The organism is Prescottella equi, assembly GCF_002094305.1.
In the GTDB taxonomy this organism is placed as follows: Bacteria; Actinomycetota; Actinomycetes; order Mycobacteriales; family Mycobacteriaceae; genus Prescottella; species Prescottella equi.
In genome coordinates, this window is record NZ_LWTX01000004.1 from 94,918 (window position 1) to 114,879 (window position 19,962).

Sequence of the window (19,962 nt, forward strand, 5' to 3'; positions counted from 1 at the left end):
GCCCACGTCCTACTGATCGAACGGAAGAGGTCTGGCGAACGAGAGGGGAGTCGGAACATGGAGCGACGGCCGAGGGAGACGACGTACCGGCGTCTCGGATCGCGTGGCGTGAGCGGACCACGGAGCCGGGCGCTGCTGGCTGCCGGGTGTCGGCCACGCGCGAACGTGACCGACACCGGAGAGCTTGCGCCGCCGTGGAATCCGGGAACGGCTCTCGAGGACGAGTCGGAGTGACCGGTGAGCTCAGGAGCGGGGGAGTCCGCTCGCCGCGCCCTCGTCGAGCAGCCACACGGTCTTCTCGATACCCCGAGCGCCCGCGGCCGGGATCTCGTCGGGACGGGCGCCGCCGACCGCCGCGGCGACCGCGTCGGCCTTCGCCTCACCCGAGACGATCAGCCACACCTCGCGCGCAGATTGCAACGCCGGCAGCGTGAGCGTCACCCGCACCGGGGGCGGCTTGGGGGAATCGGTGACCGCCACCACCAACTGTTCCGCCTCACGAACCGCGTCGGTGTGGGGGAACAGCGAATTGACGTGCCCCTCTCCGCCCATGCCGAGCAGGTGCACGTCGAACAGGGGACCGGTGCGGCCGGCGGCGAACGTCTCGAGCACCTCTCCGTACGCGGCTGCGGCCGTGACCGGATCGCTGTTGTACGCGCCGTCCGACGCCGCCATGACGTGCACGCGCGCCGGATCGACCGGCACGTGATCGAGCAGTGCCCGGTGCGCCTGGACCTCGTTACGCTCCGGATCGCCGGTGGGCAGGAAGCGCTCGTCGCCGAAGAACACGTCCAGCGCGGCCCAGTCGATCGCCCCCGGGTCGGCGCGGACATGTTCGAGAAGGGCGATCCCCGTACCGCCGCCGGTGAGGACGACGGCGGCGGAACCGCGCGACCGTTGGGCCGCGACCACTGCATCGACGAAACGCTCGGCGGCCGCGCGCACGAGGGCGTCGGTGTCGGCGAAGCGGTGAATCTCGTTCGGATCAGACATATTCCACCTTCGACAGTCCGGTCAGGGCGGCCTCGTAGATCTCGTCGGGATCGAGACGACGCAGTTCCTCCGCGAGGCAGTCCCGGGTCTCGCGTCGCGCCAGGGCAACCAGTGCATCCGGCTGCCCGACGCGGCTCAGGGTTGCGGTGGTCTCGACCTGCGGACGGCTGATCGCGATGCGGTCGTCGTTGGTGAGCTGCAGTTCGACGAACAGCGGACCCGTCTGCCTCCGGACCGGGCCGTCGATACGGTCCGCAAGCCAGCCCGCCAGGATGTCGAGCGCAGGCTCGGTGGCCAGCCCCGACACCGTCGCAGACACGATCTGCTCGTGCGGCGGCTGATCCAGCGCCGACGTCAGCAGCGCACGCCAGTAGGTGATTCGACTCCACGCCAGGTCGGTGTCGCCGGCGGTGTACGAGCCGAGTCGGCTCTTGATGGTCGCGGTCGGATCGTCCGCACCGGTCGCATCGGTGATCCGGCGGATCGCCAACCGTCCCACCGGATCCAGTGCCGGCACGGTGGGGGCGTCGTCCGGCCACCACGCCACGACGGGGGTGTCGGGCAGCAGGAACGGCACCACGACACTCGCCTCGTGGTCGGCGAGCTCGCCGAACACGCGCAGGATCACGACCTCGGACGCGCCGGCGTCGCCGCCGACCCGGATCTCGGCGTCGAGATGTGTTTCCTCCGAACGAGATCCGCGCGCAACGACGATGACGCGACACGGGTGCTCCCGGCTGGCCTCGTTCGCGGCGTCGATGACGTCCTCGGAGTTCTTGCTGTCCCGCGTGCACACGACCAGCGTCAGGACCCGGCCCAACGTCACGGCGCCACCGGATTCACGAAGCTCCACGAGCTTCTTGTTGATCGCCCCGGTGGTGGTTCCGGGCAGCTCGATGATCACGGCCTTCTCCATTCACGACCGGTGCGGCGCATCATTTCCTGCGCGGACGGCGGACCCCAGGTTCCTGCCTCGTACGGCTCGGGTTTGCCGTTCTCCGCCCAGTGCTCGAGGACGGGATCGAGGATCTTCCAGGACAGCTCCACCTCGGCATTGACCGGGAACAGCGACGGCTCACCGAGCAGAACGTCGAGGATCAGTCGCTCGTAGGCCTCGGGCGACGACTCCGTGAACGCCTGCCCGTAGCTGAAGTCCATGTTGACGTCCCGGACCTCCATGCTCGACCCGGGCACCTTGGAACCGAACCGCATGGTGACGCCCTCGTCGGGCTGGACCCGGATCACGAGCGCGTTCTGACCGAGATCCTCGGTCATGGTGGCGTCGAACGGCAGATGCGGCGCCCGCTTGAACACCACGGCGATCTCGGTGACCCGGCGGCCCAGACGCTTACCGGTGCGCAGGTAGAACGGCACGCCCGCCCAGCGGCGGGTATCCACCTCGAGGGTGATCGCCGCGTAGGTCTCCGTCTTCGAGTCCTTCGCGAAACCCTCCTCCTCGAGGAGTCCGACGACCTTGCGGCCGCCCTGCCAACCGCCGGCGTACTGGCCGCGGGCGGTGGTCTCGTCGAGCGGTTCCGCGAGGCGGGTCGCCGACAGCACCTTGATCTTCTCCGCCTGCAGTTCGGCGGGCTCGAAGCTGATCGGCTCCTCCATCGCGGTGAACGCGAGCAACTGGAGCAGGTGGTTCTGGATCACATCGCGCGCCGCACCGATGCCGTCGTAGTAGCCGGCCCGGCCGCCGAGACCGATGTCCTCGGCCATCGTGATCTGCACGTGGTCGACGTAGTGGGCGTTCCAGATCGGGTCGAACAACTGGTTGGCGAACCGCAGCGCCAGGATGTTCTGGACCGTCTCCTTGCCCAGGTAGTGGTCGATCCGGAACACGGTGTCCTCGGGGAACACGTTGTTCACGACAGCGTTCAGTTCACGAGCGCTCTCGAGGTCGTGGCCGAACGGCTTCTCGATCACCACGCGCCGCCACTGGCCGTCCGCCGACTTCGCCAGTCCCGACCGCGACAACTGCTCGCAGACCGTCGGGAACTGGGCCGGTGGAATCGACAGGTAGAACGCGTGATTACCGCGTGTCCCGCGTTCGCGGTCCAGTGCGTCGAGAGTGTGCGACAACTCGGTGAAGGCCTCGGCGTCGTCGAAGCTGCCGTGGACGAAGCGGATGCCCTTCGCGAGCTGCTCCCACACGTCCTCGCTGAAGGGGGTGCGGGAGTGTTCGCGCACGGCGTCGTGCACCACCTGCGCGAAATCCTGGTCCGCCCAGTCGCGCCGGGCGAACCCGACGAGAGCGAACCCGGGCGGCAGAAGCCCTCTGTTGGCGAGGTCGTACACCGCGGGCATCAGCTTCTTGCGTGCCAAATCGCCTGTGACCCCGAAGATCACGAGGCCACAGGGGCCGGCGATGCGAGGTAGTCGCCGGTCCCTGCTGTCCCGGAGTGGGTTGATCCAATCGTCCGCCGCGGGTCCGCTCACTGATCAGCTCTCTCGGGCAGCGGCGAGCTGCTGCGAGGTCGCGTCGAGCAGCTCGTTCCACGAAACCTCGAACTTCTCGACGCCCTCGTTCTCGAGCACCAGGAAGACGTCGGTGAGATCGATGCCGACGGCCGCGAGCTCGTCGAACACCTGCTGCGAGGCGACCGCCGTCCCGGACGTGGTGTCCCCGGTGACCACGCCGTGGTCGGCGACCGCGTCGAGGGTGCTCTCCGGCATGGTGTTGACCGTGTTGGGCGCAACCAGCTCGGTGACGTAGAGGGTGTCGGGGTACGCGGGATTCTTCACACCCGTCGACGCCCACAGCGCACGCTGGGGGCGCGCGCCGCGCTCGAGCAGAGCGTGGAAGCGGGCGTCGACCTCGAACACCTCCTGGTAGGCGGCGTACGCGAGGCGCGCGTTCGCCACGCCCGCCTTGCCGCGCAACTCGAGCGCCTGCGGGGTGCCGATCTTGTCGAGCCGCTTGTCGATCTCGGTGTCGACGCGGGAGACGAAGAACGACGCCACCGAGTGGATCTCGGACAGATCGTGACCTGCGGTCACGGCAGCCTCGAGCCCGGTCAGGTAGGCGTCCATGACCTTGCGGTACCGCTCCACGGAGAAGATCAGCGTCACGTTGACGCTGATGCCCTCGCCGATCACCTTCGTGATCGCGGGCAGCCCGGCCTCCGTGGCCGGGATCTTGATGAACAGGTTGGGCCGGTCCACGATCTTCCACAGCTCGACCGCCTGCGCGACGGTCTTGTCGGCGTCGTGCGCCAGCCGCGGGTCGACCTCGATCGACACGCGGCCGTCCTTGCCGTTGCTGGCCTCGAACTGCGGAGCGAGCACGTCGCACGCCGCGCGGACGTCGTCGGTGGTCACCGTGCGGATGGTGTCCTCGACATCGGCGCCGCGGGCCGCGAGCTCACGAACCTGGGCGTCGTAGACGTGCCCCTTGCTCAGGGCGGCCTGGAAGATCGACGGGTTGGTGGTGACGCCGACGACGCTCTTGGTGGCGACGAGCTCGGCGAGATTGCCCGACTGGATACGGTCCCGCGAGAGATCGTCGAGCCACACCGAGACGCCGGCCTCGGACAGCTTCTGCAGATTCGCGTTCTGAGTCATGGTGCGATTCATCCCTTCACTCGAGCGAGCGAGCGCTGCGCAGCAGCGGTGACGGCCTCGGCGGTGATGCCGAACTCGCGGAACAGGGTCTTGTAGTCGGCGGACGCGCCGAAGTGCTCGATCGAGACGATCTCGCCCGCGTCTCCGACGAAGCGGTACCACGGCATCGCGATACCGGCCTCGACCGCGACCCGCGCCTTGACCGTGGGGGGAAGGACGCCGTCTCGGTACGCCTGGTCCTGCGCGTCGAACCACTCGACACACGGCATCGACACGACGCGAGTGGGAACGCCCTCGGCCTCGAGCGCCTCGCGGGCGGCGACGGCGAGCTGCAGCTCCGAACCCGTTCCGATGAGCACGACCTCGGGGGTGCCGGTCGAGGCCTCGGCCAGCACGTAACCGCCGCGCGAGACACCCTCGTAGTGGGTTCCCTCGAGGACCGGGAGATCCTGGCGGGTCAGGGCCAGGCCGGCCGGAGCGCGGGTGGCCTCGTCGGAACCCTTCTCCAGAACGGCCCGCCAGGCGTGGGCGGTCTCGTTGGCGTCGCCGGGGCGGACCACGTACAGACCGGGAATGGCCCGCAGTGCCGCCAGGTGCTCGATCGGCTGATGCGTCGGACCGTCCTCGCCGAGACCGATCGAGTCGTGCGTCCAGACGTAGACCACCGGGGTCTTCATGATCGCCGCGAGACGGACGGCGGGACGCATGTAGTCACTGAAGACGAGGAACGTGCCGCCGTAGGGGCGGGTCGGGCCGTGCAGGGCGATGCCGTTGAGGATCGAGCCCATCGCGTGCTCGCGAACGCCGAAGTGCAGGGTCCGGCCGTACGGCTGGGCCTTCCACATGTCCGTCGAGATGGATTCGGGACCGAACGAATCGGAGCCCTTGATCGTGGTGTTGTTACTCTCCGCGAGGTCCGCCGAGCCGCCCCACAGCTCGGGCAGGACCGGACCGACGGCGTTGAGTACCGCGGCGGACGCCTTGCGGGTGGCCAGGCCCTTGGCGTCCGGCTCCCACGTGGGGAGGACGTCGGCCCAGTCGGCGGGCAGGTCGCGGCCGGTCAGACGGTCGAGGAGCTTCTTGCCCTCGGGCGCGCGCTGGACCCACTCGTCGTACAGCGCCTGCCACTCCTTGTGCGCCTGCACGCCGCGATCGACGACCTTGCGAGTGTGCGCGATGACCTCGGGCGCCACCTCGAAGCTCCGCTCGGGATCGAACCCGAGTGCCTTCTTGACCGCGGCGACTTCGTCGGCGCCCAGAGCGGCGCCGTGCGCAGCGCCGGTGTTCATCTTGGTCGGCGCCGGGTATCCGATGATCGTGCGCAGCAGGACCAGCGAGGGCCGGTCGGTGACCTCGCGGGCCTTCTCGAGCGCCTGCTCGATGGCCACGACGTTCTCGCCGCCTTCGACGACCTGGACGTGCCAGCCGTAGGACTCGTAGCGAGCCGCGGTGTCCTCGGACAGCGCGATCGCCGTGTCGTCCTCGATCGAGATCTTGTTGTCGTCGTAGATGACCGTCAGATTGCCCAGCTGCTGCACCCCGGCGATCGAGGACGCCTCCGACGTCACACCCTCCTCGATGTCACCGTCGGACGCGACGACGTAGATGTGATGGTCGAAGGGGCTCTCGCCCGGCGCCGCCTCGGGATCGAACAGGCCGCGCTCCCGACGAGCGGCCATCGCCATGCCGACGGCCGACGCCAGACCCTGCCCGAGGGGACCGGTGGTGATCTCGACACCGCGGGTGTGGCCGTGCTCAGGGTGGCCGGGGGTCTTGGAACCCCACGTGCGCAGCGACTCGAGATCTTCCAGTTCGAGGCCGTAACCGGCGAGGTACAGCTGGACGTACAGGGTCAGGCTCGAGTGACCACAGGAGAGGACGAAGCGGTCCCGGCCGATCCAGTCGGCGTCCGCGGGGTCGTGCCGCATGACACGCTGGAACAGCGTGTAGGCCAGCGGCGCGAGGCTCATCGCGGTGCCGGGGTGGCCGTTGCCCACCTTCTGGACTGCGTCCGCGGCGAGTACACGGGCGGTGTCGACGGCTCTGGTGTCCAGGTCGGTCCAATCGGTGGGGTGGACCGGTTGCGTGAGGACGCGGATCTCGTCTGTGATCGACACGGGCAGATGTCTCCTGACATGGTTGTACGTGGAGCCGGAGGTTGTCCGGAGGGTGCAGTGGGCGTCGCCCGACCTCGAGTGCGCCTCCAGCCTAGTGTGCCGCCCCGATCGGGTCGATTCGGTTCAGGGGTAGCCGCCGTCTACCATCGTTTGTAGTAGTGAAGTAGTAAGCGAGGATGTAGTCGCGTGGGGCAAGGAGAAAGCGTGCGTACAGGGCATCGGCCGAGCGGACACGGCTTCGGCGGCCCCTCCGGCGCATCCGAGGCGAAGGCTGCGCGGGACACCACCACGCTGTGGGGGCGGGTGACGGCGACGATTCTGGCGTACGTCGCGCTGACGAAGCCGCGGGTGATCGAGCTGCTGCTGGTCGCGACCATTCCGGCGATGCTGCTGGCCGATCGCGGGCACATCGACCTGGTCCTCATCCTGAGCACGCTGTTCGGCGGCTGGATGGGTGCCGCGAGCGCCAACTCGCTGAACTGTGTGGTGGACGCCGACATCGACAAGGTCATGAAGCGCACTGCGCTGCGTCCTCTCGCGCGTCAGGCCGTCCCGACCAAGCACGCGTTCGTGTTCGGTATGACGTTGGGCGTCGCCTCCTTCGTGTGGCTGTGGTGGCGGGCGAACCTGCTCGCGGGCTTCCTTGTCGTCCTGACGATCGCGTTCTACGTGCTCGTCTACACGATGGTGCTCAAGCGCCGCACGTGGCAGAACGTGATCTGGGGCGGCGCGGCGGGCTGCATGCCGGTCATGGTCGGCTGGGCCGCGGTCACCGGCTCACTCAGCTGGGAGCCGGTGGTCCTGTTCCTGATCATCTTCTTCTGGACGCCGCCGCACACGTGGGCACTCGCGATGCGGTACAAGGAGGACTACAAGGCGGCCGGCGTGCCCATGCTCCCGGTCATCGCCTCCGAAACCCACGTCACCAAGCAGATCGTCGTCTACACGTGGGCGACGGTGCTCGCGTCGCTGGCGCTGGTCCCGGCCGCGGGCTGGATCTACGCGATCGTCACTCTGCTCGCCGGTGCCTGGTTCCTGTTCGTCGCGCACCAGCTGTACAACAGCGTCCGCGGCGGCACACCGATCAAGCCACTCAAGCTGTTCCTGCAGTCCAACAACTACCTTGCGGTGGTGTGCTGCGGGCTGGCCGTCGACTCGGTCCTCGGCTGGGACACCATCGGCAGCCTCTTCTGACCGGACGCGTACGACGAAGGCCCGCTCTCCGGAGCGGGCCTTCGTCGTACGTGCAGGCGTTACGGCACCAGCACGATCGAACCGGTGGTGCGTCGCCCCTCGAGATCCCGGTGCGCGTCCGCCGCCCGGTCGAGCGGGTAGCTGCCGCCCACCCGCAGCTTCAGCGTCCCGGCCGCGATCGCGTCGAGGACGGCGCCGGCCCGCCACGTGAGCTCCTCGCGGTCGCGCACGTAGTGGGCGAGGGTCGGCCTGGTGACGAAGAGTGAGCCCCCCGAGTTCAGGCGTTGGAGGTCGAACGGGGGCACCGGCCCGCTGGCGGCACCGAACAGCACCAGCGTGCCGCGAATGCGGAGCGAGTCGAGGCTGGCATCGAAGGTGTCCTTGCCGACGCCGTCGTACACCGCGGCCACGCCCTCGCCGCCGGTGAGCTCACGAACCTTGTCGGCGAGGCCGGCGTCGTAGCGCAGGACCCGCCAGGCCCCGGCTTCCCGCGCCAGCGCCTCCTTCTCGTCCGTCGACACCGTCGAGATGACCTTGACGCCCTTCGCGGCCGCCATCTGTGTCAGCAGCAGTCCCACGCCGCCCGCTCCGGCGTGGACGAGCACCGTCTCGCCGGCCCGGGCAGGATGAGCGGATTCGATCAGGTAGTGGGCGGTCATGCCCTGCAGCAACGCCGACGCCGCCGACTCGGGCGCGACCGCGTCCGGGACGTCCACTGCGACGGCGGCCGGGACGACGACCTTCTCGGCGTAACTTCCGGGCGCGGCCGCCCACGCTACGCGGTCCCCGACGCCGAACTCCGACACCTGCGAGCCCACCTCGAGGACGACACCCGACCCCTCGTCGCCGGGGATGTACGGCACCTCGCGCGCGTATGTGCCGGTGCGGAAGTACGTGTCGATGAAGTTGACGCCGACGGCCTCGGTGGCCACCAGTAGATCGTTCGGGCCGACCGGCGGATCGGGCACCTCCGAGGGGACGAGAACCTCCGGACCGCCGAACCGGGACACCACGATTGCACGCATGTTCTTGTTCTACACCGACCCCACGGTCGCGTCGGCGGACGGTCGTGTCGGCTCCGCGGCTACCGCACAGTAGTCTGACCCCATGAGCACCGATACCCAGAGCACCGCTGCGGCCCCGGTCCTGCCCTCGGGCACGGTCGCCGCCATCCGGAAGTTCGTCTCCGAGCACGGCGGATCCGCGAGCGCGGTCATCCAGCCGGTGGGTCGGGCGGGCGTGCGGATCACGCTCGTCGGCGCCGACGGCATCCTCGGCGACGAGGTCGTCGACAACGTCGCGATCGCGAACGCGATTGTCGCGTCCATCGACGAGCTCACCGTCTCCGAGTGGGACCGTGCGCTGACGAGCGTCGTGACGCCGCGTAAGGGCCACTTCGCGAAGATGGCCGGGTGGGTGGCCCATCAGACGCGCTTCCCCAAGGCGCGCAACGAGCGCTGACATACCGAGAAGGCCGGGATCCTGCGATGCAGGGTCCCGGCCTTCGTCGTCGGTGGGTGCCGCCGCTCAGACGGAGGTGACCGCCTCGGCGTCGGTGCGGGCGTCGACCGGCACGCGGACCCGGCCGGCCGCGTACAGGGCCGCGGTCGCGGCGGTGCAGGCACCCGCGAGCGCGACGTGGATGGTCACCAGTGCTGCCGGGACGTGCGTCCAGAACTGCACCAGCCCGACACACGCCTGCGCGACGACGAGCCCGACGACTACCTTCAGCCGCAACTTCACCGCGGCGCTCGCACCGACGGCGTAGAGCGCGAAGCCCAGCCCGACGAGCAGAGCGAGGTAGGCGACGAGCAACTCGGCGTGCAGGTGCACGAGGTTGGTGATGTCGAGGTCGAGACGTTCGACGGTTCGTTCCGGGTTCTTGTCGCCCGCGTGCGGCCCGGCGCCGGTCACCATGGTGCCCGCGACGAGCGTGCCGGCCAGTGCGACGCCGGTCAGCGCCGTCAGCCAGCGGAGTTGCTTGGGGAGAGTGGTCACCTCGACGCCGTCGTCCGGCTGGTCGATCTTGTGGTAGAGCATCACCGACAGCCACACCATCGCCATCGACACCAGCAGGTGCAGCGCGACGGTCCACCAGAGGAGCCCGGTGAGCACCGTGATGCCGCCGAGGACGGCCTGGGCCACGGTCGACAGTGGCATCAGCCACGCGTAGGTGAGGACCTCGCGACGGCGTCCGGCACGGGTCACGGCCAGGACGACCGCCGCCGCGGTGGCGACCACCAGGAACGTGAGCAGCCGGTTACCGAACTCGATGAACTGGTGCATCCAGGGCGCCGTGGAGTCGCCGGTCGGAACGAAGCTACCCGGGTAGCACTGCGGCCACGTCGTGCAGCCCAGACCGGACGCCGTGACCCGGACCACCGATCCGGTGACGGCGATTCCGCCCTGCGTCACGATCACCGCGATCGCGATCCACTTCTGGACCGCCAGCGACGGCAGCGGTAGACGGTTGACCAGGTTCACAAACCCGCGATACAGCACGCCCCGATGGTAGAGGGCGATCCACTACGAGGTGTAGTTGGCCCCGGTTCGGTCGGTGTGACGTTCGACGGCGCTCACGACCCCGACGATCCGGTCGACCCACCGGAACCACCGGCGCCGGGAGCGATGGACACGATGCCGGAGATGGTTCCCTGCATGTACCGGCCGTCGTCGGTGATGAGCGCCGACATCTGCAGCGTGTCGCCGAGCAGCGTGCCGGTAGCCGTCCTGGTGGTCTTCACTGCGCCCGTCTCGGGATCGAGGACGGCGTACGCGAAACCGTCGAGCGGCGTCGTGGTGTCGAGGCCCTGGCGGACCATCGTGTAGATGTTGCCGTCGGCGATGGACAGGTGCGGGACCGCGGAGCTGCGGACCTGGTTCTGCCATTTCGTCTCGCAGCCGTTGCCGTCCGCGTCGACGTCCACCCGGGTCATTCCGCCGCGGAACGGCGCCGAGGCGGGCACCGCTTCACCGGCGCCGGCGGGGACCGTCGGGTACGGGTAGCCGTAGGTGCTTGCGACGAAGACAGAGTTACCGACGCCGATGGGGGAGTTCTCGCTGCCGCTGCCCGACCCGACACTGCCACTCACGCTGCCGGACAGGCTGCCGCCCGAACCGCCGAAGCTGTCGCTGCTGCCCGACAGGCTGCCGCCGTCACCTGGAGGCAGTACCGGTTCCTTGCAGACCTCCTCGCCGGACGCCGAACGGTACACCAGCAGGTTGACCTGGCCGTCGGCGTTGTCGACGATCGTCAGGTACTCGGAGCCGGTCACCGGACCGAAGTAGGTGGGCGTGGAACCGGTGCCCCAGCTGAGCTGCCCGGGCTTGCGTGCCGATCCTCGGTCGTACTCCCGCCGCCAGTCGATCGCGGGCTGGGCGTCCGGTCCCGCGCTGAGCTGATAGGTGGCGTGGGTGGTCGCCACCGCGGTGCCGTACTCAGAGGTCGAGATGCTGTTCTGCACCTGCTCGCCGTCCGGCAGTGCAATCGTGCGGGCGGCGCCCTGGGCGTCGACGGTGCCGACGATCCCGCCGCCCGTCGCGAACCACACGTTGCCCGCCCAGTCCGGTGCGAGACCCGTGACGTTGTCACCGTCCGGGATCGCAGTGGTCAGATCGACGCTGGTGTCGACGGCGAGCTGCCACGTGCCGTTCACCTGCTCGTGCCCGATGCGCAACAGGTGCCGGGTGCCGTCGACGACGACGAGACGATCGTCGGAGTCGAGGTACGCGTACACCCCGCCGAGCAGGCTGCCCTTGGTGAGCTGCAGTTGGGCGAGTGAGCCGCCGACCGGGAATGTCGGCGCCTCCGGGTCGATCAGGTGGACCGTGGGGTTCTGCCCGATCATCGTCGTGCACAGCGCCACGACCAGACCGTCGGAACCCTGCAGCAGCGTCGGGCAGGCCGACGCCAGCGGGTACTGCGCGATCGAGACGTCCCCCGTTCCCGGGCCGGCGAGGCGGGTTGCGTCCGAGGAGCCCGCGTCGCCGTGCATGGTCGACGTCCCGTCGGGGCCGAGGTGCGGGTTCGGGGAAGCGAGCGGGCCCCACACGGGGGCCGCGTCGGCCGTCAGCGGTGCCAGGGCGAGGGCGAGTGCGCCGCACGCCGCGACGGAGGTTCGGCGGAGTCCGGTCATCAGGGAATCGGTCACGCCGGTCATTGTCGATCCGGCCGGTCGGTTCCGGGAAGTGTTTCGCCGGACACGCGCCGAATGCACGAATACTCGTGTCAGACGAACTTGAAAGTCCTGGTCGCGACGAAACCGGTCACTGCGGCCCATGCCGCGAGGATGGCCACGCAAGCGAAGTTGACGGTCCCGCCGGTGGCGTCCTCGAGGGCTTGAGCCAGCGCGCCGGAGGGGACGATCTGGGCAGCGATCCGGACGCCGTCGTTGATCTGGTCCGCGAAGATCACGCTGCCGATGCCCGCCATCGCGAACCACAGGATGTTCGCGAGGGCGAGGACGATCTCGGCCCGCAGTGAGCCGCCGAGCAGCAGACCCATGCACGCGAACGTGACGGTGCCGAGCGCGATCACGACGGCGCCGAGGGCCAGGCCGAGCACGCTCGGCCGCCAGCCGAGCGCGAAGCCGATCGCGCCGAGGATCAGCGTCTGCATCGCAACGACGATCACCACCGCGGCGCTCTTACCGGCGATGATGCCCCACTTGGGCAACGGGGTCGCGCCCAGGCGTTTGAGCGCCCCGTACCGCCGGTCGAAGCCGACGGCGATGGCCTGTCCGGTGAACGCGGTCGACATGATCGCCACCATCATCACCGCCGGAACGATCGTGTCGACCCGATCGGTCCCGAAGTCGCCGATCGGCAGCAGCGTGAGGCCGATCAGCAGCGTGATGGGGATCAACATCGTGATGAGCAGCTGCTCGCCGTTGCGGAGCAGCAGCGTCAGCTCCAGCTTGGTCTGCGAGGCCAGCATCCGAGCGGGAGGCGCCGGCTGCGGATTCGGGGCGAACGTGCCGGCGGCGAAACGGTTGTCGGCCAAACGTTCGTGGTTCGTCACGCTCATCCCCTCAGATCCCGTCCCGTGAGTTCGAGGAAGACGTCCTCGAGCCGGCGCTGGTCGACCCGGATCTCCGTGGCGAGGGCGTCCTGACCCGCGCACCACGACGTGACCGCCGCGACGATGTGTGGATCGATCGCGCCGCGCACGACGTAGTCGCCGGGGGAGACCTCCTGCGCCTGGAAGTCGGCGGGCAGTGCCGCCTGCAGCGGCGTCAGATCGAGCCCGGGCGGGGCGACGAGGCTCAACAGACCCTCCGCGCCGGTTCGGGTCACCTCGGACGGGGTGCCGGACGCGACGATCCTGCCGTGGTCGATGATGACGAGTTCGTCGGCCAGCTCCTCGGCCTCGTCCATCAGGTGCGTGGTCAGCAGCACACTGACACCGTCCCGGCGCAGCGCGTCGACCAGCTCCCAGACCAGCAGGCGCGCCTGCGCGTCCAGCCCGGCGGTCGGCTCGTCGAGGAAGACCAGTTCGGGGCGTCCGACGAGAGCGCACGCCAGCGACAGTCGCTGCTGCTGTCCGCCGGACAGACGGCGGTACGGGGTACGGCGGGCGTCCTGCAGGCCGAGGCTGCGCAGCAGCCACTCGGGATCGAGTGGATTCGCCGAGTACGACGCGACCAGGTCGAGCATTTCGCCCGCCTTGGAACCCGGATATGCGCCGCCGCCCTGCAGCATCACACCGATGCGTGGCCGGAGGGCCGCCGAGTCGGCGATCGGGTCGAGTCCCAGCACCCGCACCGAACCGGTGTCGGGTGCGACGAAGCCCTCACACATCTCGACGGTGGTGGTCTTGCCCGCACCGTTCGGGCCGAGGAGCGCGAGCACCTGGGCCCGCTCGACCCGGAGTTCCAACCCGTCGACGGCCCGTACCTCGCCGAACGTCTTGACGACGCCCTCGAGCCGCACCGCGGGCTCACCCTTCTTCAACGTCGTCGCCGACGTTCTGCCAATCACGAGGATCCAGCCTAAGCCCCGGCCCGATCAGACCGGTGCGGTGGTCTGCTGCGCCCGCCACGGCAGCAGGTTCCGGGTGAGGATTATGACGGTCAGGCAGGTGAGGGTCGTCGCCACCGCGGCCTGCACGATCATGAACGGCTGATACTCGGCCCCGTTGGGCATCAGGATCACGCCGACGACCGACGAGAAGGCGATGGTCGGGACTCGGAACACCGGCCGGGTCGCCCATGCGGCCAGCGGGATCACCGCCCAGAGCAGGTACCACGGCTGGACCACCGGGAACAGCAACACGATCGCTCCGAGCGAGACGCCCAGCGCGCCCACCGGGTGGATGCGGCCGACGAGCACGGCGACCAGCATGCGCAGCGTGATGAATGCCGCGACCAGCGATGCGATCGGGCGGGTCAGGCTCAGCACTGCGGTGGTGTGGTCGCCGAGTCCCAGCAGGACGCCGACGAGCCCGGTCCCGAGTCCCAGCAGGGTCGGAATGGACATCCAACTGCGCACCTCGGTCGCCGTACCCAGGGTCTGGGTCCAGCCCATGCCGAGCCCGCTGGCGACACTGACGAAGACGGTCACCGCAATCGCGACCACACCCAGCAGTGCGGCGGCGGACGCGAGTGCCTTCGTGTTCGAGCCCCACCTGCGGGCGAGCGCCATCCCCACGAACCCGAGCGCGAGCAGGGACGGAATCTTGATCGTCGACGACAGCGCGATCAGCGTCGCACCCGCCAGCAGCAGCACGAGCGCGCGCCCGCGGATCGGATCCTTGCCCTCGACGGCGCGCAACGCGAGTTCCACGCCGGCGAGCATGAGGCCGATCATCAGCGCTTCGTTGTGGATCCCGGCGACCAGGTGGAACAGCACGAGCGGGTTCGCGGCGCCGAGCCAGAGGGCACTCACGCTCGACACCCCGCAGCGCCGGGCGAGCCGGGGCAGCGCCCACACGATCATCGCGACGCCGGCGAGGGCCAGGAGGCGGTGCAGGAAGATGCCCGCCACGATGTTGTCGCCGGTGAGCCAGGTGATCCCGCGGCCCATCCAGAGGAACAGGGGGCCGTACGGCGCGGGGGTGTCCCGCCAGATGTTGGGCACCGTGCGGGTGAGGACGTGGTCGACGCCCAGTGCGCCGGCCGGACCGATCTCGTACGGGTCCAGTCCGCGGGCCGTGATCTCGCTCTGGGCGAGGTAGGAGTAGACGTCCCGGCTGAACATCGGCGGCGCCACCGTGAGCGGGATCACCCACAGGAGCAGCGTCCGATCGAGTTGGGACCGACTGAGCTGGCGGATCGCACGTCCGCCCCGCATGCTGCCGACCGCGAACCGCCCCAGCAGCAGCCAGGCCAACACGACCATCACCGTGCCGGTCATCGCCATGCTCAGCGTCGCGCTGGGCATGCGGGCGGGAAGTCCGAGGATGCGCAGCCCCTGGACCGGGTTCTGCAGGACGGGCTGCGCGCCGGCGCCGAGGGCGCCGACCGCCATGAGGACGGCACCGGTCGCGCCGAAGAGGCGAATCCGATGAAGCTGCCGCGTCTCGTGCCCGTCGAGTCCGGGCGCCTCCGGTTCGTCGCCGTGCAGGCGGTCCGACACGGAGGGTCGGTGGGAGCGGCCGTCGACGCCGAGCGCACGCTTGGCGAAGGCGGTCACCTTCTCGGCCCGAGACGGGGCCGGGGCTTCCGACTCGTGTTCCATCTCGGTCTGCGGCACACGGTGCAGCGTAGCGGTGCGAACGAGGGGTCCCGGCCGGGGTCGTGCGGGCAGGCCCCGAATCGGGTGTGTCCCGGATCACGCAGGTAACCCTTCGTGGACCGATGCGCTTAATTCCGTCACACTGGTGTTGTGAAATCGGAAGCGGCTCGACGCGCGAGTGGGGAAAGGGCAGGTCACGTGCCTGCTCAGACGTCCACGGGCGCGGCGCTGCCCGTGACCGGCGCGCACGAGGGACACACTCGCGCCGCGGTCGTGCAGTTGCTCGTCGAGGAGGGGCCGATCTCGGCCACCGACATCGGCGCGCGACTCGGCCTCAGTGCGGCCGGTGTCCGACGCCATCTCGACGTCCTCATCGAGGCGGGGGAGGCACAGGAAGCCAGTGCCGCCAGCTGGCGCCAGCGTGGCCGCGGCCGGCCGGCGAAACTGTTCCAGATCACGGCGGCGGGCCGCGGAAAGCTCGGCCACACGTACGACGATCTCGCGGGCGCGGCCATGCGTCAGTTGCGCGAGATCGGTGGAGACGCGGCCATCGAGGACTTCGCCCGTCGCCGGGTGCAGTCGATCGTCGGTTCGGTCGCTCCGGTCGACGACGACGAACCGGAGGCCGTCGAGTCGACGGCGGAGGAGATCGCCGAGGCGTTCACCTCGGCCGGTTTCGCCGCCTCGATCCGTCCGGTCGGCAACGGTGTGCAGATCTGTCAGCACCACTGCCCGATCTCGCACGTCGCGGAGGAGTTCCCCGAACTCTGCGAGGCGGAGCGGGCCGCGTTCGCGGAACTGCTCGGCACCCACGTCCAGCAGTTGGCGACCATCGCGAACGGCGACTGCGCCTGCACCACCCACGTTCCTCTCGCATTACCCCGAAAGACCTCATAGATGTTCTCTCCGGTGGACAGCTCACACCGGTACGTAACAAGACTCCGGAAGGAGCTCGCATGACCGTCACACCAGACCAGGTGACACCCGAGGCGCCCCTGTCTCAAGAAGAGACGATCGCCTCGCTGGGCAACTACGAGTACGGCTGGGCGGACGCCGACGTCGCCGGTGCCAGTGCGCAGCGAGGTCTGTCCGAGGACGTCGTGCGGGACATCTCCGCAAAGAAGAACGAACCCGACTGGATGCTCGACATCCGGCTCAAGGCACTGCGCACCTTCGACAAGAAGCCGATGCCGCACTGGGGCTCGAATCTCGACGGCATCGATTTCGACAACATCAAGTACTTCGTGCGGTCCACGGAGAAGCAGGCCGAGAGCTGGGAAGACCTGCCCGAGGACATCAAGAACACGTACGACAAGCTGGGCATCCCGGAGGCGGAGAAGCAGCGCCTGATCGCCGGTGTCGCAGCGCAGTACGAGTCCGAGGTCGTGTACCACCAGATCCGTGAGGATCTCGAGGCGCAGGGCGTCATCTTCCTCGACACCGATTCGGGTCTGCGTGAGCACCCGGAACTGTTCCGTGAGTACTTCGGCACGGTCATCCCGGCCGGCGACAACAAGTTCTCCGCGCTGAACACCGCGGTGTGGTCCGGTGGATCATTCATCTACGTGCCGCCGGGTGTGCACGTCGACATTCCGCTCCAGGCCTACTTCCGGATCAACACCGAGAACATGGGTCAGTTCGAGCGGACGCTCATCATCGTCGACGAGGGCGCTTCGGTGCACTACGTCGAGGGCTGCACGGCCCCGATCTACAAGTCCGACTCGCTGCACTCCGCGGTGGTCGAGATCATCGTCAAGAAGGGCGGCCACTGCCGCTACACGACGATCCAGAACTGGTCGAACAACGTCTACAACCTGGTGACCAAGCGCACCAAGGTCGAGGCGGGCGGCTCGATGGAGTGGATCGACGGCAACATCGGCTCCAAGGTCACGATGAAGTACCCGGCCGTGTGGATGATGGGCGAGCACGCCCGCGGCGAGGTCCTCTCCGTCGCGTTCGCCGGCGAGGGCCAGCACCAGGACACGGGCGCGAAGATGCTGCACCTTGCGCCGCACACGTCGTCGACCATCGTGTCGAAGTCGGTGGCCCGCGGCGGCGGTCGCGCGTCGTACCGCGGCCTGGTCCAGGTCAACAAGGGCGCCCACGGGTCGAAGGCGACCGTCAAGTGTGACGCCCTGCTGGTCGACCAGATCAGCCGCTCGGACACCTACCCGTACGTCGACGTCCGCGAGGACGACGTGACGATGGGTCACGAGGCCACGGTCTCGAAGGTCAGCGACGACCAGTTGTTCTACCTCATGAGCCGCGGTCTGACCGAGGACGAGGCGATGGCCATGGTGGTGCGCGGGTTCGTCGAACCCATCGCCAAGGAGCTGCCGATGGAGTACGCCCTCGAGCTCAACCGCCTGATCGAACTGCAGATGGAAGGGGCGGTGGGCTAGTGAGCACCCCCGTGACGGGAGTACAGGGCGCGGCGGCCGGCGAGAACGTCGCCCCCGCGACCAACAAGGGTGAGGTCTTCACCTCGTTCGACGTCAACGCGTTCGAGGTGCCCGCCGGCCGGGACGAGGCGTGGCGCTTCACGCCGCTGCGCCGGCTGCGCGGGCTGCACGACGGCAGCGCCGTCGCGACGGCCCCGGCGGTCGTCGCGGTCCACGGCGACGTCCAGGTCGAGACCGTCGGCCGTGACGACGCCCGCCTCGGGCAGGGTGGCGTTCCGTTCGACCGGGTTGCCGCGCAGGCCTACTCGTCGTTCGAGTCTGCCACCGTGGTGACCGTCGGTCGGGAGACCGAGGTGGCCGCTCCGGTCCACATCGAGGTCACCGGACCGGGCGAGGGCGAGGTCGCGTTCGGACACCTGCAGATCCGGCTCGAGGAGTTCGCGAAGGCCACGATCGTCCTCGACCAGAAGGGCAGCGGCACCTACGCGGAGAACGTGGAGTTCGTGATCGGCGACAGCGCGTCGCTGACCGTCGTCGCGGTGCAGGACTGGGCCGACGACGCCGTCCACACCGCCGCGCACCACGCTCGGCTCGGTCGTGACTCGGTGCTGCGGCACACGTCGGTGAGCCTCGGCGGCGACCTCGTTCGCATCACCCCGACGGTCAAGTACGCCGCGCCCGGTGGCGACGCCGAGATGCTCGGCCTCTACTTCGCCGATGCCGGCCAGCACTTCGAACACCGGCTGCTCGTGGACCACTCGCAGCCGCACTGCAAGTCCAACGTCGTGTACAAGGGTGCGCTGCAAGGTGATCCGGAGTCGGGCAAGCCGGACGCGCACACCGTGTGGATCGGCGACGTGCTGATCCGCGCCGAGGCGGAGGGCACCGATACGTTCGAGCTCAACCGCAATCTCGTGCTCACCGACGGCGCGCGCGCCGATTCGGTGCCGAACCTCGAGATCGAGACCGGCGAGATCGTCGGCGCCGGACACGCCAGCGCCACGGGACGTTTCGACGACGAGCAGCTGTTCTACCTGCGGGCCCGGGGTATCCCCGAGGACCAGGCCCGGCGGCTGGTCGTTCGTGGCTTCTTCCACGAGATCATCAATCGCATCGCCGTCCCCGAGGTGCGCGAGCGTCTCGAGGCCGCTGTCGAGGCCGAGCTGGCCGCGGTCGGCGCCTGATCCGGTTCGCCGCCCTTACACAGATACTTCGCCGATACCCGCATAGGAAATCGAATGTCTACGCTTGAAATCCGCGACCTGCACGTCAACGTCGCCAACTCGGACGAGAACGCCGAGCCGATCAACATCCTCAAGGGTGTGAACCTCACCGTCCGTTCGGGCGAGACCCACGCCATCATGGGCCCCAACGGTTCGGGCAAGTCGACGCTGTCGTACGCGATCGCCGGTCACCCCAAGTACGAGGTGACCTCGGGCACCATCACCCTCGACGGCGAGAACGTCCTGGAGATGAGTGTCGACGAGCGCGCCCGTGCGGGCCTGTTCCTCGCGATGCAGTACCCGGTCGAGGTGCCCGGCGTCTCGATGTCGAACTTCCTGCGCACCGCCGCTACCTCGGTCCGCGGCGAGGCCCCGAAGCTGCGGCACTGGGTCAAGGAGGTCAAGGAGGCGATGAGCGAGCTCGAGATCGATCCGACCTTCGGTGAGCGCAGCGTCAACGAGGGCTTCTCGGGCGGCGAGAAGAAGCGCCACGAGATCCTGCAGCTGGGCCTGCTCAAGCCGAAGATCGCGATCCTCGACGAGACCGACTCGGGCCTGGACGTCGACGCGCTGCGCGTCGTGTCCGAGGGCGTCAACCGTTTCAAGGAGCGTGAGAACGGCGGCATCCTGCTGATCACGCACTACACCCGGATCCTGCGCTACATCGAGCCGGAGTTCGTGCATGTGTTCGTGAACGGCCAGATCGTCGAGTCGGGTGGACCCGAGCTCGCCGACGAGCTCGAGACCAACGGCTACGTGCGCTTCACCCAGGCCGGGGCGGGAGCGTAGTCC

At 68.8% G+C, this 19,962-nt stretch carries 17 protein-coding genes; 6 read left to right on the forward strand and 11 right to left on the reverse strand.

Annotation, left to right across the window (positions count from 1 at the left end):
- Positions 1 to 243: 243 nt before the first annotated feature.
- From pgl to tkt, 5 genes are read right to left on the reverse strand one after another with little or no spacing between them, the layout of a single operon-like run.
- Positions 244 to 993: a 6-phosphogluconolactonase gene (gene pgl, locus A6I89_RS12635; RefSeq protein ID WP_022595780.1), complete on the reverse strand. Its 750-nt coding sequence runs from the start codon at positions 991 to 993 to the stop codon at positions 244 to 246.
- Entirely contained in the window at positions 986 to 1,897 is a 912-nt protein-coding gene (opcA, locus tag A6I89_RS12640; protein WP_013415948.1) for a glucose-6-phosphate dehydrogenase assembly protein OpcA, read from the reverse strand. Before opcA ends, pgl begins: the two co-directional genes overlap by 8 nt.
- Positions 1,894 to 3,435 (reverse strand): glucose-6-phosphate dehydrogenase, encoded by a 1,542-nt coding sequence (gene zwf, locus A6I89_RS12645; RefSeq protein WP_005513383.1) that lies wholly within the window; start codon positions 3,433 to 3,435, stop codon positions 1,894 to 1,896. The genes opcA and zwf overlap by 4 nt, the downstream gene beginning before the upstream one ends.
- A 3-nt stretch (positions 3,436 to 3,438) precedes the next feature.
- The gene (gene tal / locus A6I89_RS12650; protein WP_022595781.1) at positions 3,439 to 4,560 is read right to left on the reverse strand and encodes a transaldolase; all 1,122 of its coding nucleotides are present in this window, start codon (positions 4,558 to 4,560) and stop codon (positions 3,439 to 3,441) included.
- Between the two features lie 8 nt (positions 4,561 to 4,568).
- Positions 4,569 to 6,677 (reverse strand): transketolase, encoded by a 2,109-nt coding sequence (gene tkt, locus A6I89_RS12655; protein ID WP_022595783.1) that lies wholly within the window; start codon positions 6,675 to 6,677, stop codon positions 4,569 to 4,571.
- 204 nt (positions 6,678 to 6,881) lie between these two features.
- On the opposite strand from tkt, the gene A6I89_RS12660 reads away from it, so the two are divergent.
- Positions 6,882 to 7,871, forward strand: a complete 990-nt coding sequence (locus A6I89_RS12660) for a heme o synthase (protein WP_022595786.1) — start codon at positions 6,882 to 6,884, stop codon at positions 7,869 to 7,871.
- A gap of 59 nt (positions 7,872 to 7,930) precedes the next feature.
- Here A6I89_RS12660 and A6I89_RS12665 read toward each other — a convergent pair whose 3' ends face one another.
- Positions 7,931 to 8,896 (reverse strand): quinone oxidoreductase family protein, encoded by a 966-nt coding sequence (locus tag A6I89_RS12665; protein WP_022595788.1) that lies wholly within the window; start codon positions 8,894 to 8,896, stop codon positions 7,931 to 7,933.
- Between the two features lie 82 nt (positions 8,897 to 8,978).
- Between A6I89_RS12665 and A6I89_RS12670 the strand changes: the two genes are divergently transcribed.
- Positions 8,979 to 9,332: a hypothetical protein gene (locus A6I89_RS12670; protein WP_022595823.1), complete on the forward strand. Its 354-nt coding sequence runs from the start codon at positions 8,979 to 8,981 to the stop codon at positions 9,330 to 9,332.
- 66 nt (positions 9,333 to 9,398) lie between these two features.
- On the opposite strand, the gene A6I89_RS12675 is transcribed toward A6I89_RS12670, so the two are convergent.
- The 5 genes from A6I89_RS12675 to mptB all read right to left on the reverse strand — a co-directional run bounded on the left by A6I89_RS12675 (position 9,399) and on the right by mptB (position 15,548).
- Complete coding sequence (locus A6I89_RS12675; protein WP_022595824.1) at positions 9,399 to 10,373, reverse strand: COX15/CtaA family protein; 975 nt, start codon at positions 10,371 to 10,373, stop codon at positions 9,399 to 9,401.
- 74 nt (positions 10,374 to 10,447) lie between these two features.
- Positions 10,448 to 12,031 (reverse strand): hypothetical protein, encoded by a 1,584-nt coding sequence (locus A6I89_RS12680; protein WP_022595825.1) that lies wholly within the window; start codon positions 12,029 to 12,031, stop codon positions 10,448 to 10,450.
- A gap of 68 nt (positions 12,032 to 12,099) precedes the next feature.
- A complete protein-coding gene (locus tag A6I89_RS12685) occupies positions 12,100 to 12,897 on the reverse strand; it encodes an ABC transporter permease (RefSeq protein ID WP_013415953.1) in 798 nt (265 codons plus the stop codon).
- Positions 12,894 to 13,823, reverse strand: a complete 930-nt coding sequence (locus tag A6I89_RS12690; RefSeq protein ID WP_022595827.1) for an ABC transporter ATP-binding protein — start codon at positions 13,821 to 13,823, stop codon at positions 12,894 to 12,896. Before A6I89_RS12690 ends, A6I89_RS12685 begins: the two co-directional genes overlap by 4 nt.
- 54 nt (positions 13,824 to 13,877) lie before the next feature.
- Complete coding sequence (gene mptB, locus A6I89_RS12695) at positions 13,878 to 15,548, reverse strand: polyprenol phosphomannose-dependent alpha 1,6 mannosyltransferase MptB (RefSeq protein ID WP_005513370.1); 1,671 nt, start codon at positions 15,546 to 15,548, stop codon at positions 13,878 to 13,880.
- A gap of 195 nt (positions 15,549 to 15,743) precedes the next feature.
- Between mptB and A6I89_RS12700 the strand changes: the two genes are divergently transcribed.
- Genes A6I89_RS12700 through sufC form a run of 4 tightly spaced genes read left to right on the forward strand, consistent with a single transcriptional unit; the run spans position 15,744 to position 19,959 of the window.
- Positions 15,744 to 16,442, forward strand: coding sequence for a helix-turn-helix transcriptional regulator (locus A6I89_RS12700; protein WP_005513369.1), 699 nt, complete (start codon positions 15,744 to 15,746; stop codon positions 16,440 to 16,442).
- A 59-nt stretch (positions 16,443 to 16,501) separates the two neighbouring features.
- Positions 16,502 to 17,947, forward strand: a complete 1,446-nt coding sequence (sufB, locus tag A6I89_RS12705; RefSeq protein WP_013415957.1) for a Fe-S cluster assembly protein SufB — start codon at positions 16,502 to 16,504, stop codon at positions 17,945 to 17,947.
- Positions 17,947 to 19,131 (forward strand): Fe-S cluster assembly protein SufD, encoded by a 1,185-nt coding sequence (gene sufD / locus A6I89_RS12710; protein ID WP_005513364.1) that lies wholly within the window; start codon positions 17,947 to 17,949, stop codon positions 19,129 to 19,131. Before sufB ends, sufD begins: the two co-directional genes overlap by 1 nt.
- Positions 19,132 to 19,185: 54 nt before the next feature.
- Positions 19,186 to 19,959 (forward strand): Fe-S cluster assembly ATPase SufC, encoded by a 774-nt coding sequence (gene sufC, locus A6I89_RS12715; protein ID WP_005513363.1) that lies wholly within the window; start codon positions 19,186 to 19,188, stop codon positions 19,957 to 19,959.
- The last annotated feature ends 3 nt before the right edge of the window (positions 19,960 to 19,962 follow it).

Coding starts and splice junctions, on each gene's coding strand:
- pgl (WP_022595780.1), bottom strand. CDS start 993: ATGTCTGATCCGAACGAGATTCACCGCTTCGCCGACACCGACGCCCTC.
- tal (WP_022595781.1), bottom strand. CDS start 4,560: ATGACTCAGAACGCGAATCTGCAGAAGCTGTCCGAGGCCGGCGTCTCG.
- A6I89_RS12665 (WP_022595788.1), bottom strand. CDS start 8,896: ATGCGTGCAATCGTGGTGTCCCGGTTCGGCGGTCCGGAGGTTCTCGTC.
- A6I89_RS12670 (WP_022595823.1), top strand. CDS start 8,979: ATGAGCACCGATACCCAGAGCACCGCTGCGGCCCCGGTCCTGCCCTCG.
- A6I89_RS12680 (WP_022595825.1), bottom strand. CDS start 12,031: ATGACCGGCGTGACCGATTCCCTGATGACCGGACTCCGCCGAACCTCC.
- A6I89_RS12685 (WP_013415953.1), bottom strand. CDS start 12,897: ATGAGCGTGACGAACCACGAACGTTTGGCCGACAACCGTTTCGCCGCC.
- mptB (WP_005513370.1), bottom strand. CDS start 15,548: ATGGAACACGAGTCGGAAGCCCCGGCCCCGTCTCGGGCCGAGAAGGTG.
- sufB (WP_013415957.1), top strand. CDS start 16,502: ATGACCGTCACACCAGACCAGGTGACACCCGAGGCGCCCCTGTCTCAA.
- sufC (WP_005513363.1), top strand. CDS start 19,186: ATGTCTACGCTTGAAATCCGCGACCTGCACGTCAACGTCGCCAACTCG.